Below are 19,463 nucleotides of genomic sequence, written 5' to 3' on the forward strand. Positions count from 1 at the left end.
TCGCCAGAACTCCCGCAAATGGTTACACTAATTTCGTAGAGATTTTCCTGATTTTACCTATGAGAAACGATCAGTGATTCTGTCACTGTTTTTTGCCGTTGTATTTGCATCACCCCTGTCAACGCTTGCTGTCGCGGGTGCAGCGGTCGCTGTTCCGGTACTGATCCACTTCTTAAACCGGAAGCGGTTTATCATCCTTCCATTTGCTGCGATGCGGTTTTTACTGGCCGCACAAAAAAAGAATGTCCGCCGCATGCGGCTGGAAAAGTGGTTACTCTTGCTGCTTCGATCGTTACTGCTGCTCTCGCTCATTTTTGCCATGGCAGCGATGAGTCCGTGGGCAGAACGATTGTGGCAAGTGGTCTATCCCGGCCAGTTGTTGCCAGTTTCCAATCAGGGACGCACACACCGATTGATTGTGCTTGAAAACACTTTCACAATGACAACTAATCGGGAAGATGGTTCCAGCAGGCTTGATTACGCACTTGCGCAGGCATTATCCTACATCAACAATGCCCCTGCAGGTGATGGATTCACGGTGATTGTGCTCCAAAACTCTCTGGATCTGCTGATACCAGGCCCAGCGGATGATCGCCAGCAGATTGTGCAGGCCATCGAATCAATTCAGCCTCAACATACCAGTGGGGATCATCCTGGCTGTCTGAACCAGCTTGCAGATTTGTGTAGCAGACCGTTGGGGAAGTTTGACCAGCGAGAAGTGGTGTTTTTCTCCGATATTCGCCAATCGGCGTGGGAACTACCCAAAAGTATGGATGGTGCCAGTACCACGCAAAATAATGTCTGGGATCGTATTTTACAGAATGCCGATGTAGTATTCGTCGATTGTGCTGGCAAAGACGAAGCCAACATCAGTGTGGTGGCATTACAACCCGCCGAACCGATCGTTTTTCTGCAGCAGGATGTTGTTTTTCAGGTGACAATTGCGAACCATGGAAGGACTGCTGTCAATCAACTACCGGTCGAATTTCTGTTAGGACCACCTGGGGGAACGGGGCCATTGCGGACTATTGCCCAGCAACTGGTTGAAATCCCCCCACGCAGCACCATCCAGGTGACTTTCCCACTGGTCGAACAAAATCGCCTGCGGGAAGTGGGGAATTATCAGGTTCAGGTGCGGGTGGGCGAAGACAGTCTCCGTGTCGATAACAGCCGCAGTTTTATCCTGCCTGTGCTGGACCGTATCCCTGTGCTGGTAGTGAATGGGAAACCGGCAAACGAACCACTGGAGCGTGCGAGTGGCTTTCTGGTTGCAGCAATCAACCCCAATCCAGAACTGGCACCCAACGCCAATACGCCCGGCGTGGTGCAAGTACTTTCGCCACGGGAGTTTACCGATTCTGTACGTGGGGAACTTTTTCAGCCGAATTCACCAATCAACAGCGTGTTTCTTTGTGATCTGCCTCGCATTGGCGCTACAGAAATTCAACGACTGGAAGCATTACTGAAAAGAGGTGGGTCTGTCTTTATTGGCATGGGACCCAATGTTGCCAATAACATGGATGAATATAACCGCTTGCTGTTTGCCGATGGACAGGGAATTCTGCCTGGCAAACTGATTTCGATCCAGGAAAATGCTGAAACTGGCTATTATTTTTCTCCAATGGAAGGTGCATTTGATCGCCCTCCGTTGCAACAGTTTCGCAAAGAGGAAGAGCGGGCCAGCATTCGCACACCTCGGATCAGCAAATACATTCGGATGGAATTGCCCGCCAATTCTGCTGCAACGCGAATCTTGAATTACGAAAATGCGGATCAAAAAGCCACAAATGATCCCGCCCTGGTGGTCTTCCCGCTTCACCGTGGAAAAGTGTATTGTTGCACTTCCAGTCTCAACAGAGACTGGAATGACTGGCCGAATTCATTCTGTTTTCTGCCAATGATTCAGGAAACGCTGAAAGATTTCGCAGCCACATCAGAACAGAAAGTCCTCGCCACGGGCGATGTGCTGGAGGAATATGTCTCCCGCACATTTTCCGGATTAACGGTGGAACATTTTCTCGACCCACAAAAGGAATTGCTGGAAACAACTACGGTGGAACTTGATACCAGCAGTGCCGTAGTCCGTTCGAACCAGTTCCTCCTTGCGGGTTTCCACCGTTTTGTGATCAGTGGGCAAACCCCGTTGATCTACGCAGTGAATGTCCCCACTTTAACGGCGAAAGGAGGAACCGCAAGCGACCTGCAACGATTTTCCCTAAGTGACTGGCAGACAAGCAGTTCCGAACCAGTTCAATTGGTCAATTCTGCCAGCAGCATCCTGGCACGAAATCGGCAGACTCAGGAATTAGAACCCACCTACTATGAGCGGGCACCACGCGGGCCGGATATGGCCAAGCTGGGATTGTGGTGCTTCCTTATCCTGCTGATGCTGGAACTTGTTGCTGCCTGGAAGTTCGGCTCCGCACGAGCTGGTGTGGGCACAGACGACAATAAAATTCGTACCGCCTTCTGGCATACCTTTTTCCTGTTGTTGCCCCTGCTACTTGCAACTACGGTGCTGGTTTTCTCATTAGTTTTTACTGCGAAAGGCGAATTCTTGTCCTTCGCACCGACAGTTCGGCAAAAATTGTTGGAAGATTTCTTCATGCTCCCCACGGGTGCTCCCGGGGAAGGAATGCACATCCGGTGGGAGACACGCAACTATCTTCATCCATTAAGAAAAACTCATTTCTGGTTGGCGGCGGGCTTGTTAGTGGGCTGCACTACGGCGATTGTACTCATTTACCGAGCTGAAAAACTGGCCCACCTAAGGGGAAGTCGTGGTGCTGGGTTATTACCGCGTTCCTTGATGATAATTTCGCGGTCTCTGGCACTCGCTTTGGCACTTTACCTACTTCTGCCACAATCGCAGTTAGTTGTAGAGCGGGAAGCCTGGCCAGAAATCGTAGTACTGATCGACGATTCTAAAAGTATGTCAGTGATAGATAAATACTCTGATATAAACACAAATGAAATAGCTTCCAAATTGCATCAGTCCTGGTTGGAATATGCTGCACCCGAAATTCGGGCGTTGACAGATCAGCGAGATCAAGTGCGTGCGAAAATTGCCGCTTCTGGCTTTCAACAGCAACTGACAACCCAACTCAGCCTGATCGAACAGAAAATTGACTGGCTTTCCCAACCAAACCGCCTGAATCTTGTGCGTGGAATGCTTGTTGCCAACGATGGAGAATTTTTACCTAAATTGCTGTCAGATAAGCAATTACGGATTCATCTCTGCTATGGAGCAACCGAACCGGTTACCCTTGCAACGATCGATAATGAGGCTGCTTGCCCTGATGCCCTGAAACTACTTCTGTCAATCGATCCAATGGGCGAATCAAGCCGCACTGGTGAAATGGTCACAACACTGATCCGAAAGTTTCGTGGGAGATCGCTCAGTTCCATCATCGTTTTTTCAGATGGTGTGATTACTACTGGTGAAAAGTGGTCGGAAACGCAACGCACCGCAAATCGGGCCAATATCCCGCTGTTCTTTGTGGGTACCGGGGAAGAAAATCTCCCACCTGACATCGCAATCAGTGAATTCCGTGCGGAAGATGTGGTGAATGTGAATGATCGATTGATCATCGATTTCCGCCTGATTTGTTCTGGCAGCCCACTGCCAACTACCGTGCCTGTCGTACTTTACGAAAAAATCGACAATCAACTTGTCGAACTGCAACGCCAGACGATCTCACTGGCACCGGGTCAGGCAGGGAAGCGGGTGAGATTTATTCATCAGCCGAAAGAAGAAGGTGAAAAAATCTATGTTGTTGATACTCCCACCATCAGCGGGGAAGGTGACACAACCAACAACAACTACGAGCACCCGGTGCTTGTATTGCAGGCACGCCAAATTCGACTGCTAATGGTCGATGGTTACCCTCGTTACGATTTTCGCTATCTCAGGTCGATTTTTGAGCGAGAACTCGCTACCCAAAACGGTGTAAAGTCCGTTCAGGTTGATTTTCTGCAACTGAGTGAGGCACCCGATGCCCGCAAACAAAGCACGAATTCGATCAGCCGGTTCCCCACTTCTGAAGAATTATCAAAGTATGATGTAATCTATTGGGGAGATGTTGATCCCAACGACCTGCCCGGCCGTGGTAACCACCTTGAAACGGTTGCTGACTGGGTCAAAAAAGGTGGGGGAATCATCTTCCAGGCGGGCAGATTCTCAAATCCCGCACGTTACCGAGGCACGCCACTTGAGGAGGTGCTGCCAGTGCAATTCACAGATGCTGCTGGTCGGGAAACTGCCACAATTACCAAACCTTACCACCTGCAAATTGCCGTTGCCGGGAAGAGCCATCCCATGTTTCGCATGTCTGCAGATGATGATGAAAATATGAGAATATGGCAGGAACTGCAGCCACTTTATTGGTATGATCAATCGGTTCGTGCAAAATTATCGGCGGAAGTTCTGGCTTTGCATCCGGAAATGATGAACACTGAGCCAACACACGCCTTGATAGCGCAACAATTCTATGGTGGTGGCCGGGTGATTTTTATTGGTTTCGATGAAACGTGGCGTTGGCGTTTTCGTAATGATGAGAGCCGTTTTAATCAATTCTGGATTCAGACCATCCGAATGCTGGCACGTGGTCGTGTCGGGCGTACCGAACTTCGCACCGATCAGAAAACTTACAGGCGTGACGAACCAATGCGAATTACCGTTCGCTTTCCAGACGATGCACCTGTTCCCACGGAAGTCGTAGAAGTTGCTTTATCCAGACGTGCCCTGACAGACCGAAATCGCGTACTGGACCAACAAACCCTTAAATTGGCGAAACAGGATGGTTCACGATCAACATACGAAGTTCTTTACACAGGAACGCTTGAAGGTGACTATGCATTAAGCACCATCGACCCGAAGAACAACCGGTTGATTAGAACAACTGTGCAAGTGTTGCCCCCACCTGGTGAAATGGAAAATACGCAACTGGATCGACTGGCAATGAATCAAGCCGCCCTAACCACCCGTGGGGGATATTTTCCAGTTGCTGGTAGTGGTGAATTGATTGATTCACTTCCAGAAGGAGTTCGCATTCCTCTGGATCAACCTTGCCCACCCTACCCCATCTGGAACCATCCGTGGGTATTTGTACTATTGCTGACATTATTTTCTGCAGAATGGATTTACCGGAAAAAATGGCGTTTGCTATAGTGGTATAGAGAGAACATTTTTGGAAAGCCGCGCATGCCGTTGACCTTACGACCACCCGCGTACAAATCTGCCAGCACTCTGGAACATGTATTTGCTCCGTTGATATTCCGCTGGCGGTGGGTGACGTTAATTCGTGGTCTTTCAGGTCTGATACTGATAGTTGCCATTTTTCTGACAATCACCAGTTCACTGGATTACTTTTTTGCCCTTCCCAGCCTGGTGCGCGCCGGCATCCTGATAATTTGCATTGTTTCTTCATTTCGCTGGATTTACCGTGCGATTCTGAAACCCTGGAAAATCACGAAGTCCCATGAAAAACTGGCTGAACAAATCGAATTGCGTTTTCCAGTATTTGAAGACTCATTACGAAGTGCCGTCGGTCTGATGCAAACCCCGTTGCCCAACGATGCCTTTACGCGGGCAACTATCCGGAAAGCTATTCGGCGTGCGGAACGCTACGACCTTGCCGAAGTTGTACCCAGCAGATATTTGCTTCGTCTTTTCTTGCTGGCTTTCGCTGCGTGCATCATTTTCCTGCTATTACTCGGCATCAAATCGCAACTAGTTACAAACTCGTTACAAAGATTTTTTCTGCCATACCACCATCAGATTGTGGACCAGCGGGTATTCATTAAAGTTATCAGTCCAGAGAGTTTTCCTGTCCGAATTGCACGTGGCGATTCTCTGGAGCTAGAGTTGGAACTTTCGGGCAACATTCCCAGCACCATCTCAGTAAACTTACAATATGCTAGTGGTTACATCAGCACGGCGAACTTCCCCGTTCCTTCAGAACCAAAAACTCGATTTTCCGTGCGACTGGATAGCAGCAGGCTGCAACAGGATGCACAACTGACAATTCAGGCCAATGACACTTCATTTTTGGTGGGGAAAGTACAGGTTGCGATTCCACCAAAATTGGTGCCACTCAATCAACGGCCATCCCCACAAATTACTTTGGAATATCCTACTTATACTGATCTGGCCAAACTGGCATTGCAGGATGGTACCAGCGTTGTGGAGCTATTTCCGGGTACGCACCTGAATCTAGTTGCCGCAGTTGACAGACCCATCAAACGTGCATGGTTGGAACTGGACCATGATGCACCCGCAATAATGGCTTCAACGATCAGTCAGGCGCTTCCAATTTCATCTCAAGCAGCATTAACTGGTTATCTGGCAAATAATTGCGCATTGCAATCAGTTCCATTGCAATTATCAGACGATCGCCAGATCATGCAGATCAGGTGGGCCCCACTGGTCGCGGGAAATTACATTCTGCGGTTCGAAGATGATAGTGGCGTTGCTGGAAGCAGGTTACTGGAAGTGAATATCATCCCGGATCCACTTCCAGCAATTGAAATTGTCGATCCCCCGCCAGGTGTAGATCTTTTTGCATTGTTGCCGACCGCACCATGGAATTATGAAATCAGTGTCGATGATCCTGTTTTTGCAATTGCACGGGTGCTACTTGAATATCAGATTAATGCAGAACCAACCAAACGACTGCCAATCATGGACGCAGATCAGATTCGACTGGTGACCGACCAGATTGCCATTGCCCCACTTCCCTATCATCGTGGGATTGGTATCAGAAATTACCGTTATCAGGGACAATTTGAACTGGCATCACTCCGGAAACAAGATAACCAAACGTTATCAGCGGGGGATCTTGTTCGAATGCGTTTTCTGGCAACAGACTTCAACTATGTTGACTGTTTTCGCCAACCTGGCTTTAGCCGTGAAATTGCGATTCGAATTGTGACTGCGGGCCAATTGCGAACCTCGCTTGATGAACAACTGGCAAAAATTCGCGAAGAAATATTAGAAATTTTTCAGTTACAGACACGCACCATTGAAATGCGCGAGCGGGTGCATGATCGGCGGGATTTTTCGAACACCACCATCCCGGCAGTGGATTCTGCCGCAGCAAATGAGGTGGGACTACAACAAAAATCGATCCACACACGAATTCAGCACCCAAATGATGGCATCATCAAACGCCTGCTCGATATCGAAACCACGATCAACCAGAATCGACTGGCAACTACAGACACAGTCCAGCGACTTCGTTTCACAATCACAGAACTGAAACGACTGGAAAATCAGATATTCGACCCACTTTCAGAACGCCTGGAAGAGTGGCGATCCATCAAACAACAGAATAGATATCAAACTGTTTATCAAACAATCCTTGGCCAACAACAGGAGAACTGGGAAACTCTGAAAAACCTGACAGAGTTGTTGGAACCGCGTAACAGTACAACCAAACTGAGTGCAGAAGCACGCACGATAATTCAGAAAGTTGATCAACTTAGTGACCAATTAAAATTACAGCAAACTACAGTCCCACAGAACATGAAGCCGGAGACGTTAACTGATGACCAGAAAAAACTTCTGGAAAAATCGGCTGCAGATTCAGCCACAATCGCCGAAAGCGTCCGCTTGTTGACAGAACAACTGTATCAGTTGACTGAAGAAAGATCCGTCCGCCTTCGTGAGTTAAACCTGGCACAAAAAGATATCGAAACAAAGCTAGCAAAACTGGATACGCAGAACAAAATATCCCCACCTGCTGTGACGGCTGAAAAAAAACGCCTTCAAGCGGAACTGCTTGACCTGCAAGAACTTAAAGCAGAGGTGCAGGCAGAAAAAGACGCACTGCAACGCGCCATTGATGGCGGGAATGTGGAAAATCTCAAGAAAGTGTCTCAGGCTGCGACAGCTCATTTGCAGAAAGCAGACACCACCTTGGGGCAACAGGAAAACGCACGCACAAAGCAACGGTTGCAGGAATTATTAGAAAATCTTCAGCCTCAGGCACAGGATCAGCCAGACTTGCTGGTGAAAAAACTTCGGCAGCAAAATCAAACATTCAACGAGGTGTTTGACAAACAAGACGAGATTTTGAAAGCCACGCAGGAAGCGAATCGATTGAATGACCCCACCGAACGTGCGGAGGCACTTCAAAAACTGGCGAAACAACAAGCAGAATTGGAAGCACAACTGGACCACATAGCGGAACGGCTAGAACGGGAACAGAACGATGTCGCTGCAAACCAGTTACGTCAGGCATCCCGCATGGTTCAGGAAGCGACCGAAGCGATGCAACGTGGAGACGATGCAACCGCCCAGCAAAACAAAGTTCTGGACAAAATTGACCAGGCACAAGAGCAGATGAACAATGCAAAAGATGAACAGCGTGAAGAATTGCAGCGAGAAAAACAACAGGAATTGATCTCCAGACTACAGGCATTGCGCGACCGTCAGGAACGGGCCATTGCCGAAATGACTCGGCTTCACCAACAGGCAATTGGGGCTAATAAGTGGGATCGTTCACTCCGAGTAAGTCTGGTCGATTTGCAGAAAGAAGAAACAGCTGTCTCCTCAGCAATCCAGTTGACTCAAAACGAAGACTTCAAAGAAGTGCCAGTGTTTCATCGCATGCTGCAGCAAGCTGTTGGTGCGTTGGAATTGATTGATCGGCGGTTATTTTTAAGACTGGATATCGCCGAATTGGGCCCTTTTGATCTGCAGACAGAAGAATTACTGCAAGCGGGAATATTGTCGCAACAGGAATTAGTCAAAATGCGACTTGTCCAGTTAATGACCGCACTGAAAGATCAGCAGGAACAAAAACAAAAAGCTGCTGTGGCCAAAACCGAAGCCAAAGATCAGCCCAAGCCACCGCCGCAGACGACTGGAAATCAGCTCCCGCCATTGGCAGAATTGAAAGCGTTGAAAGAATTACAGACAGATATTGCCCACCGAACGAAATTGTTTGCTGAAAAGCACCCCGCCATGGCTGAGTTAAATGATGACGAGCAATTAGAATTACAATTGCTAGAACAGATGCAGCGGGATATTGCAGAGTTAATTCAGAAAGCAGTTAAAAGCCCAGAAGAACCAATGCCCGAAATCCCAGAATAATCAGGACATGATCATGCTTAAATGCAAAAGAATATCGGCTCAATACTTCCAAAATATAGTCTCCCAAATTTCAGTAAGAAGTTTTTTGGCAAGAATTTTGTTTTTTCTAGCAACGATGCAATCGGCAGTTTCTCAGGAAGCACCGAAAGAAACGGCCCCCACCAGGAAACCAGAAGAAATTGCAGAGAAGATTGTTGGAAATTCCAGGCAGATTGCTGATCAGTTGCAACTTCGCAAAACAGATCAAGGTACTCGAGATTTACAACAACAGAACATTGACCTGATCAACGAATTGTTGAAACAGGCAGAAAATCAATCCAGTTCCTGCAATAATTGCCAAAATAACAAACCTAATTCAACTGGAAGTTCTGCTTCTGGCAAAGCCAATGTACCACCCAAACCGCAACAATCCGATCAAAAGAATCAGTCGCAGTCAAAAGAAAATTCAACCGGTCGGCCAAACCGAGACAGGAATTCGAGGAATCAGCCTCCCGAAATAGGTCCGATGCCTGAAGAAGTTGGCAAGGGCAAGGACACGAAGGATGATCCTAGCCCTCAAACAGGTGGAACAATGGGCAAACAACCAGCAAAGAAAGCACCTGGTAAAGAAGCCTCAGAGGGGGATCTATTTGGCAAAGGCTCTCCTGCATGGCGGCAGGAACAACTGTCAAAGTTATATGAAGATATCTGGGGCCAATTGCCCGAAAGAGCTCGTCAGGAGATGGATGCCTACTACCGCGAGCAGTTCATGCCAAAGTATTCAGATGCATTAAAAAGGTATTATGAAACTCTGGCAAAACAACGCCAACAAGCTCCGTTTCCAGGTTCCAAATGACAAATTCATCACGAAGAGCATTTTTGCAAACCACCACTGCGGTGGCTGCTACCTGTTACATCGCTGGTTTTGCACAGGATACCGGAACTTCGAATCAAGGTGATTATCGACACGATGTGCCAATTGATGTTCAAACAGCGATCAATTCAGGCTTAGCTTACCTCGCTGGCACTCAGAATAATGATGGTTCATTCGGTGATAATTTTCTATTCCGTGGTAACATTGCAGTGACCAGTTTAGCAGGATTGGCCATGATGGCCGGCGGGAACATGCCCGGCAGCGGCACGTATGGCAAAAATGTCATGCGTGCTATGCAGTATATCCTTGATAAAGAACAAAAAACACCTGCTGGCTATTTGAATAATGCTGATGGATTATTTCAGCAGGCTCCGATGTATGGGCATGGTTTTGGCACTCTTTTTTTGTGCGAACTTTACGGAATGGTGCCGAATTCCACTTTACAGCTCAAATTAAAAAATACGATTGAACGTGCTGTTAACTTGATCATTCAATCCCAGAATTCGGAAGGTGGCTGGCGTTACGAGCCTGTGAAGCAACAGGCCGATTCTTCCGCTACAATCTGCCAGATCATGGCCTTACGTTCTGCACGGAATGCAGGGTTTTATGTCCCAGGTGAAGTAGCAAAGCAGTGCGAAGACTATGTACGGTCCTGCCAGACACTGGATGGTGGTTTCAGCTATTTCAGCGGTCAGGGCCCTTCCGCTTTCCCACGTTCTGCCGCCGGACTAGTAGCCTTGTATTGTGCTGGGGTTTACTCTGGGAAAGAAATTGATCGAGCATTAAAATATCTGATCAAGTTCAAACCATCGCAGGATTCGCGCATCAGTATGGCCAACCACTACTTCTACGGACACTATTATGCAGCCCAGGCGATGTGGACCGCAGGGCCTGCATATTGGAACGAATGGTATCCAGCAATCAGTCGAGAACTGCTGATGCTTCGACGTACCAGTGCTGGTGCCTGGATCGATCCAACCATTTGCAACCATTATGCGACTGCGATGGCCTGTATTATCCTGCAACTACCCAATAATTACCTGCCGATTTTGCAAAAGTAAGTTTTTGTCTCTCGTTAACACTCTAACTTAGACCCGAAAAGACACAATGCTGCTGAATACACAACACGAAGTACAACCAGTAATGCTAGTTCGCATGACCCCGCAGGGTCCGGAATTTGCCCGCTGGCGGATAAATAATGGTGAAGACGCGATTGCAATGTTCCTGGACGTCGCATCTGCTCAAAAATACCAGGATTCATTACAGGAGAGAGGATGGAAAGTGTGGAAGCCAACTGTATTGGAACTTCTGACTGTTTTTCGAGGCTGTCTACAATTGGGAATTCATAATGCTGTGCTCGAACCAGATATTAGTTCAGCAAAGAGGATTTTTTCAATTCAGGACTTGGTAATGGCGGGCGATTCATTAGCAAAAGAGTGAATTACTTGCCGAAATAGCTTTTGATGACCGTATTTAATTCGGAAGTACCTAACTTTTCCTGCCACTCTTCCAAAGTTCGGATGAACTTAACAATGTCAGCAGTTTTGGCTGATCCTGTTTCTTCATCCACAACTGCTGCAGGTGCAGCACTTGCAGTTGTTTTGCCAGCACGTGGTGGCTTTAATTTCCCATGCTTCTTCAGGTGAGATTTAATTTGAGAAATGTGCATCGTCGTGATATCTGTTTGATGCCTTTCTTTTACAAACTCCTGGATGCTCTTTGGCTTGGCGCCTTTGCCAAGTTCGTCCAAAGCCTGACGTACCATTTGAGTTTTACTGACCGTTCCTTCTGGAACCCTTGCCATAGCTTTTCCTATTATTTCATCATTGTTCACATAAACTCGGCGAACATTGATAACTTACACTATACTATTGATAGTGGCAATGATTTATGTCATTATTTCTGGAAAAATCACCAGGTTTGAATCAAAAAATTTTAATACCAACCATGTTTCAGCGAACCACTCTTTGCCTGTACCGATTCATCATACTCTCGGTTATTGCAGTCTTTCATCTGGAATCCCACAGCCATGGAATTGAAATTGCTACTCCCAAGGGATTGTTGGTAACACGTAATTTTCCAGAGATTCGAAACGGAATCTGTTCGGTAAACCAGATACAACTCACTTCAAAACAATGGTTTCAAATCAGTTCCATGGAAACAGCGGCACCAGAGATACCCAAGGCTGGAGTGCTTGTTTTCATTAACGGTGACCATCTGCGTGGAACGATGCTCGAAACCGATGGTGACAGCATTACCTGGCAACCCAATGACAGAGTCAAAGTAAATGAGCCATTGCGATTTCCGGTTTCTGCAGTACAAGAAATAGTCATCACCCAAGCCCGCCAACTCCCCATTTCTCAAAACATTACTGATCGGGACAAGGTTATCTTTGCACATCAGACACAGTTACTAGGGACAGTACTAACTGCAAAGCGATCAGCTGATGAATTAATTGTTCGTAGTGCCGAAAGAAATCAATCCCTGAAACTATCTGAAGTCTCTCGAATCGTCTGGAATCCTGCATTGCAGCGAAAACGTCCTCTGCCAGTAAGTTTCGACCGAATTATCCTGAGAGACGGTTCTCGAATCACTTTGTTGAAATTATCGTGCGACGGGAAGCTCATCACAGGGAGCACGATTTTCAGGCAAGTCATCAGCATTTCTTGTGCAGATGTTTTTCGAATTGAACACACTGAGCCAACTATCGTACGCCTGTTGCCTGGGCAACCCGAACCGATTGCAAACCAACGAATGAGCTTTTTTATTAATCAACGGTTTCATATTTTCTGCCAGGGATGGCAGATGGAAGGTGGACAGGAAATCTCGTTCAATTTAAAGAAAAAATATGCTTCCTTTCATGCAAGATTGGGCCTTGATGCTATCACTGCCTCACGTGGATCAGCACAAATCCAGATTCTGCTTGATGATATACCGGTCGAGCTGCCTAATCATGGTAATTTCAGTGGTGCTGAAGACTCTTTACTGATAAATATTCCATTAAAAAACGTCTCTGAACTGAAAATTCGTTGTCTTGAACTGGCTCAGCCAGTTCAGAACAATGGGCTCAATGTGGTCAACCCAGTTTGGATTCAACTGGAGAAATAATATCCTGCTACAGTGTTGGAGAATTGTTGATTTCGTCAAACAACATCCGTAAACGGCCATGCTGTTTTCGGTCGAAGTGCAACTTCAATCTTGGCAGGTGCATCAATTCAGGATCGCTGGCTTCTAACGGATCTGCCTCGGCGGGCACAATTTCCCCATCAACCAGAATATCCTGAAATTCCAGATTCAGTTTTTCTATGGCGGCTGGGTGCAATGGTTTCAACAAACGAATCATTAAATAATGATTTACGTATCGATAAGAATGATAATTCTGATAGAACCTCGTTACCACTTCCACAGCATGGTCAACGGACTCCGTAATGTGGTACAAGTGAACATCTGCTGGTGAAATCAACTGATTTCCCAACAGTTCATTCACGGTAAACTCTTCCCAATCCTTCCAGTACGTGCCGCCAGGCTGATCTACCATCACAATTGGAATCAGGTGACTTTTGCCTGTCTGGATCAACGTCAACGCTTCAAATCCCTCATCGTGGGTGCCGAAGCCGCCTGGGAAAAGCACAATCGCATGGCTTTCTTTGATAAACATTAACTTGCGTGTAAAAAAGTAACGCATGGTCATTAATTTGTCGTTACCCGTCATGACCGTATTTGCAGATTGCTCAAAAGGGAGCAAAATGTTCAAACCGATGCTCATTTCTGGCCCCGCACCGAGGTGACCAGCTTCCATGATCCCGACCCCAGCTCCGGTGATCACCATCCAATCCTGTTCTGCACTTTCTTCCAAACTCCATCGCCTGAACATACGTAGGATGTTCTGGTGGGGTGCGTGCAGAACCAAATATCGAGACTTTTTTCTTGTTCTGATAACGTGAAAATACCTGGAAACAGTAACGCAATTCTTTTAAAGCTGTTGAAAGCAGTTTCGCATCACCACGCGAAATGCCGTCATCCTGCAAGCGACTGGCGGTGCTTTTGATTTCTTCCAGAAATTCCTCCGCCGTGTTCGGGCGGGATTTATTCTCCTTCACAAAACATCCCTTTTTCTTGTAGTAACAGTAATTGCGGCTTAGTAAGCCCCACCGAGCATCTGAATCGCCTCATCTACGGTGGGGTAAATTGCCCAGATTGTATCCAGATTTGTTTGGCTTAATAATTCTTTAATTCGGTCAGAAACTCCCGCAATTACCAGTTCACCGCTGTGTTTTTTCACCACCAGGTGGCAGCGCAGCAAGAAGGAAATAAATTCCGACCCAAAATAGCTGACCTGCGATAAATCGATCACCACCAGGCTTGGTGGGGCTTCTTTCAGTGGGGCCAGCACCACCTGGGCAGCGGTTTCGATGACATTCGATGGTAATTGCTCAACATCGGCGTTGGGCACAATCACCACGATTTCCCCCCTGCGGGTTACCGAAAAATATTCCAGACTGCTCTGCTCGCTCATGTTTCTAAGCCCCTGCTATCACTTTATTAGGATACATCCAATCGGAAGCGATTCAAACTGGCTTCACCAAGTACATACTGAATAATTACTTACGTGCTCCTCAGCTCTTACGTTCAGCACCCCTTTCCGAACTATTTGCCACCCAACCCACTGTGGAAGCCGGAAAACGTGTCAGGGTAATTTTGGAAAAATTTTCTACTTTTTTTGAAAACCACTTGACAGAATATAAAATTGTACACATAATGTATATTGTACACTTGTGAGAGCATTCTTTGCCTTGCAAAGGTGAGCACGATGGTTCTGATCGCCACTGCTAGGATTCGTGGTGATATTCTGCTAAAATCACCGTATTACACAGTGATGCTGGCTTTCTCATCAAAATTTTCTGCGATGTGGCTATGAAAAAATATCTTCTCCTCTTCCTGTTCAGCATTAATACCACCAGCATTATTGGTGCTGATAAACTCGATTTCAATCGGGATGTTCGCCCAATCATTGCTGACACCTGTTTTGCGTGCCACGGTCCGGATGCGAAACAACGGAAGGCCGACCTTCGACTCGACACCAAAGAAGGCTTATTATCGGTGGTGCAGGCCGACAAACCTGAGCAAAGTGATCTTTTTCAGCGGCTGGTGACGAAAGATCACACCGAATTGATGCCCCCACCTGAAACCAAGAAAACCTTGAAACCACAGCAAATAGAGGTGATCCGCAACTGGATTGTCAATGGGGCTACTTTCGAAAGTCACTGGGCGTTTGAAATGCCAAAACTCTCCCCACCTCCCACCGTGGTTCGGGAAGATTTCGAAGTACGGAATGAAATTGATGCATTTGTTGCTGCGCAATGGCAAAAAGTGGGCATCGTACCAAATTCAGAGGCCGATCGACGTACATTAGTTCGTCGACTCTATCTCGATCTCACTGGATTGCCACCGACGTTTGCTGAAGTGGAAGCATTTGTCCATGATAACGCACCTGATGCCTACGAAAAACTAGTGCAGCAGCTCTTGAGTTCCGCCCGTTTTGGCGAACGGCTGGCTGTTGACTGGCTGGATGCCGCCCGCTACGCCGATACAAATGGTTATCACATCGATAACGGCCGCGACATGACTTTGTGGCGGGATTGGGTGATTAAGGCCTTTAATCAGAACAAATCGTATCGTGATTTTACCATCGAGCAAATAGCTGGGGATTTGCTGCCCAACCCCACCCTGGAACAGCGAATTGCCACTGGATTCAATCGTAATCACATGATTAATTTTGAAGGTGGGGCAAATCCAGCGGAGTACCACAACGCCTACATTGTTGATCGGGTGAATACGGTATCCACCATCTGGCTGGGGCTGACGGTGGCATGTGCTCAGTGCCACGACCATAAGTATGACCCTATCAGTCAGGAAGATTACTACCGGCTGTATGCGTTCTTCAACAATGTTCCTGAAAATGGACTGGATGGTCGTCGTGGGAACGCCGTCCCCATTTTACGTGTACCTGACCTGAACCAAAAAGTGCGATTGGATCAACTGCAGCAGGAAATCGCCAAGCTGGAAAAAAGCAGAAACCAGCCCAATCCTCGATTGCTTGAAGAACAAGCCAAGTGGGAAAAGCAGATTGGCACCAATACACCCACGTGGGACGTCGCAGAGATTGCATCGATTACTAGCCAGGGGAAAGGTATTTTCCGCAAAGAAACCGATGGCACCTGGTGGATCAGTGGCAGCAACCCACCCAGAGATGTCTACACAATTCGTACGAAGATTACCGCACCAATTACAGGTTTTCGACTGGATGTACTCGCAGACAAACGACTCTCAGCTGGTGGCCCTGGCAGATCAGAAAACGGCAATTTTGTTCTGACGGAAGTACATGTGTATCAAGGCCAGGAGAAAAACTTTTTACGCAAAGAAGTCATCAAGTACGATGCAAGTTTCAGCCAGGCAGAATATCCTGTCAGAAATCTGGCCACAGGAAAAAATGGGTGGGCAATCTATCCAGCCACAGGCAAAGATCATTCACTGGTTTTTACATTGAAAGAAACACTGGATCCGAAAAATGGTATTGTTGCCGTTCAGCTTGGTTTTGAATCTCGATTTGCACAGCACCAGATTGGGAAGCTACAACTTTACACAACGAGCGATTCCAGCCCATCGTTGGGAAAGCCACTTCCCAAATTGATTCGCACCGCATTAAAAGTACCCGCAAGTGAACGTGGGTTGATTGCAAAACAGATTTTGCAGCAATATTATCAATTTGCAGTCTCTACCCACCAGGCGAACATCAATCAACAGATTGTTCAAATCCAGCAGCAAATGGCTTCCATGGAAGCGCAAATGCCTTCGGTCATGGTAATGAGCGAAATGGCACAACCGCGGGATACTTTTATACTGGAACGTGGGCAGTTCGACAAAAAAGGCAAAAAGGTAACTTCTGGTACGCCTTCTGTTCTGCCTGCACTACCGAAGGGTACGTCGCAGGATCGACTGGGATTGGCACGTTGGCTGGTATCTGAAAACCACCCACTTACTGCACGGGTAACGGTAAATCGCTACTGGCAGATGATCTTTGGTCGTGGGTTGGTGGATACCTCTGAAGATTTTGGCACACAAGGGCAGTTTCCCAGCCACCCTCAGCTATTAGATTGGTTGGCTGTTGATTTCATCAACTCTGGCTGGGATGTAAAAAAACTCCTGAAACAGATGGTACTTTCCAGTACATACCGGCTAGGTTCACAGGTTACACCAGAGCAGTTAAAACTGGATCCCACGAATATCTATCTGGCAAGGGCACCTCGCTATCGCCTCTCTGCAGAATTCATTCGAGATCAAGCATTATTTGTCAGTGGGTTAATGCAGAACGAAATCGGCGGGAAAAGCGTTTTCCCTTACCAACCACCGGGATTGTGGGAAGCTTTGATGTCTCGCACCGATGGGGCAAACTGGACAGCACAGAAATATACCCCCAGTTCCGGTTCGGATCTGTATCGTCGGTCGATGTATACTTTCTGGAAACGCACATCACCACCTGCAGCCATGGCAACATTAGATGCACCAGATCGCGAAACCTGCACCATCAAACGTTCGGTAACGAATACCCTCTGCAGGCTTTGGTGCTGCTGAACGACCCCACATACGTGGAAGCAGCACGCAAACTGGCGGAAAAGATTGTAAGTCAACCAGGCAAAGATGAAGAATTAATCCAACGAATGTTCAATATAGCTCTGCAACGTCCCGCTTCGGAACAGGAAACGCACGTTGTGCTACAGTTGTTGAAGAAACAGCGACAAATTTATGACCAGGATGCACCCAGCGCCAGGAAATTGTTGCAGGTGGGGGAATCAACTGTTGATTCGAAGCTGGATGCCAAAGAACTGTTTACCTGGACAACAGTATTCAATGCCTTGTTAAATCTGGATGAGGCTTTAACCCGACAATAAACCTGGAGATAAACATGCATAACTGGAATCAATTGTTGAATCGACGGGTTTTCCTGAACAACAGCGGAACTCAACTGGGAATGATGGCACTGGCATCGCTCCTGAAGCCACAAAGCAGTCAGGCTGCTGAAAAAAATAGTGTCCCCGGTGTGCTGCAAAACCTACATCACCCTGCGAAGGCTAAGCGGGTAATTTACCTTTGCATGTCTGGAGGGCCATCCCACATTGATCTGTTTGATTACAAACCCAAGCTGCAGGAGAATCGTGGTAAAGATTTACCAGGCAGTATCCGCATGGGACAACGGATCACCGGGATGACTTCTGGTCAGAAAACCTTACCGGTTGCACCCTCAATCTTTCAATTCAAACAGCATGGCAAGTCAGGCACGTGGATAAGTGAACTTTTGCCCCACATTGCCAAAATTACGGATGATATTGCAGTCGTACGGACATTGCATACCGAAGCAATTAACCACGATCCGGCAATTACTTTCCTGCAAACTGGCAGTCAACAGCCTGGTCGCCCCAGCCTGGGTGCGTGGCTTTCATATGGCCTTGGCACCGAAAACCAGTCACTACCTGCTTTTGTCGTGCTGATTTCGCAAGGTAGTGGCAACAAGAACGATCAACCCATTTTTTCCCGCCTGTGGGGGACTGGCTTTTTACCTTCCGAGCATCAGGGCGTACGCTTTAATCCTGGCAAAGATCCTGTGTTATATTTGTCGAACCCGGCTGGGATCAGCAACCAATCACGTCGAAATGTCCTTGATGCGGTAAATCAGTTGAATCAGATGTCCGCAGCCCAGGTGGCCGATCCGGAAATACAGACCAGGATTGAACAATACGAAATGGCTTTTCGCATGCAAACCAGCGTGCCGGAATTAACTGACCTGAAAAAAGAACCGAAATCGGTGCTCGATGCTTATGGCATCAAAGATCAGGAAACTGACGGAGGATTTGCCCGCAACTGCCTGCTGGCACGTCGCATGGTAGAGCGTGGTGTGCGTTTTGTGCAATTGATGCACCGTGGCTGGGATCAGCACAGTTCCCTGCCGGCACAGATCCGTGGGCAATGTCGCGATGTCGATCAGCCATCGGCAGCATTGATTTCTGACTTAAAGCGGCTGGGAATGCTGGATGATACACTCGTGATCTGGGGTGGGGAATTTGGCCGAACGGTCTACAGCCAGGGTGCCTTGACAAACACTAACTATGGTCGTGACCACCACGGTCGGTGTTACACGATGTGGTTTGCAGGTGGTGGGGTGAAACCGGGCATTACTTACGGCGAAACAGACGATTACGCTTACAATATCGTTCGTGATGGTGTTCACATCCACGATTGGAATGCGACAATCATGCACCTGTTAGGTATCGACCATGAACGGTTGACCTTCCGTTTTCAGGGGCGAGATTTTCGTTTAACTGATGTAGAAGGGAAAGTGGTAAAAGGATTGTTGGCATAGCATCTGTTTCTGCCAGGAACTCAACCGTTCCGTACTGATTCTGATATTGATTCAGCTCAAATTATGTTACAATTGGCGGTTATTCGATAACCAGGTTT

11 protein-coding genes and 1 pseudogene are annotated in these 19,463 nt (G+C 47.4%); 8 read left to right on the forward strand and 4 right to left on the reverse strand.

The annotated features are described in order from the left end of the window. Positions 1–73: 73 nt before the first annotated feature. The 5 genes from R3B84_08130 (at position 74) to R3B84_08150 (ending at position 11,390) form a co-directional block, all read left to right on the forward strand. Complete coding sequence (locus tag R3B84_08130) at positions 74–5,170, forward strand: BatA domain-containing protein (protein ID MEZ6140524.1); 5,097 nt, start codon at positions 74–76, stop codon at positions 5,168–5,170. 33 nt (positions 5,171–5,203) lie between these two features. Continuing rightward, positions 5,204–9,097 carry a hypothetical protein gene (locus R3B84_08135; GenBank protein ID MEZ6140525.1) on the forward strand — a complete coding sequence of 1,298 codons (3,894 nt, stop codon included), beginning with the start codon at positions 5,204–5,206 and terminating at the stop codon, positions 9,095–9,097. Between the two features lie 97 nt (positions 9,098–9,194). Beyond that, the gene (locus tag R3B84_08140; GenBank protein ID MEZ6140526.1) at positions 9,195–9,932 is read left to right on the forward strand and encodes a hypothetical protein; all 738 of its coding nucleotides are present in this window, start codon (positions 9,195–9,197) and stop codon (positions 9,930–9,932) included. Beyond that, positions 9,929–11,011 carry a prenyltransferase/squalene oxidase repeat-containing protein gene (locus tag R3B84_08145; GenBank protein MEZ6140527.1) on the forward strand — a complete coding sequence of 361 codons (1,083 nt, stop codon included), beginning with the start codon at positions 9,929–9,931 and terminating at the stop codon, positions 11,009–11,011. The genes R3B84_08140 and R3B84_08145 overlap by 4 nt, the downstream gene beginning before the upstream one ends. A 46-nt stretch (positions 11,012–11,057) precedes the next feature. After that, positions 11,058–11,390 (forward strand): hypothetical protein, encoded by a 333-nt coding sequence (locus tag R3B84_08150; GenBank protein MEZ6140528.1) that lies wholly within the window; start codon positions 11,058–11,060, stop codon positions 11,388–11,390. Position 11,391: 1 nt separating this feature from the next. Here the strand turns inward: R3B84_08150 and R3B84_08155 are convergent, their stop codons facing one another. Beyond that, positions 11,392–11,784, reverse strand: a complete 393-nt coding sequence (locus R3B84_08155) for a hypothetical protein (GenBank protein MEZ6140529.1) — start codon at positions 11,782–11,784, stop codon at positions 11,392–11,394. 56 nt (positions 11,785–11,840) lie between these two features. Here R3B84_08155 and R3B84_08160 point away from each other — a divergent pair, with 56 nt between their 5' ends. Further along, a complete protein-coding gene (locus tag R3B84_08160; GenBank protein MEZ6140530.1) occupies positions 11,841–13,058 on the forward strand; it encodes an NPCBM/NEW2 domain-containing protein in 1,218 nt (405 codons plus the stop codon). 7 nt (positions 13,059–13,065) lie between these two features. Here the strand turns inward: R3B84_08160 and R3B84_08165 are convergent, their stop codons facing one another. The 3 genes from R3B84_08165 to R3B84_08175 are packed head-to-tail and all read right to left on the reverse strand — an operon-like array spanning position 13,066 to position 14,466. Continuing rightward, the gene (locus R3B84_08165) at positions 13,066–13,749 is read right to left on the reverse strand and encodes an LOG family protein (protein ID MEZ6140531.1); all 684 of its coding nucleotides are present in this window, start codon (positions 13,747–13,749) and stop codon (positions 13,066–13,068) included. Next, positions 13,682–14,050, reverse strand: a complete 369-nt coding sequence (locus R3B84_08170) for a hypothetical protein (protein MEZ6140532.1) — start codon at positions 14,048–14,050, stop codon at positions 13,682–13,684. Before R3B84_08170 ends, R3B84_08165 begins: the two co-directional genes overlap by 68 nt. A 38-nt stretch (positions 14,051–14,088) precedes the next feature. Continuing rightward, complete coding sequence (locus R3B84_08175; protein ID MEZ6140533.1) at positions 14,089–14,466, reverse strand: STAS domain-containing protein; 378 nt, start codon at positions 14,464–14,466, stop codon at positions 14,089–14,091. A 398-nt stretch (positions 14,467–14,864) separates the two neighbouring features. On the opposite strand from R3B84_08175, the pseudogene R3B84_08180 reads away from it, so the two are divergent. Both R3B84_08180 and R3B84_08185 read left to right on the forward strand, forming a co-directional pair. Continuing rightward, positions 14,865–17,899, forward strand: a pseudogene (locus tag R3B84_08180) (PSD1 and planctomycete cytochrome C domain-containing protein). A gap of 14 nt (positions 17,900–17,913) precedes the next feature. Beyond that, complete coding sequence (locus tag R3B84_08185; GenBank protein MEZ6140534.1) at positions 17,914–19,365, forward strand: DUF1501 domain-containing protein; 1,452 nt, start codon at positions 17,914–17,916, stop codon at positions 19,363–19,365. Positions 19,366–19,463: the final 98 nt, after the last annotated feature.

Origin of the sequence: Zavarzinella sp. (assembly GCA_041399155.1) — a bacterium.
In the GTDB taxonomy this organism is placed as follows: Bacteria; Planctomycetota; Planctomycetia; order Gemmatales; family Gemmataceae; genus JAWKTI01.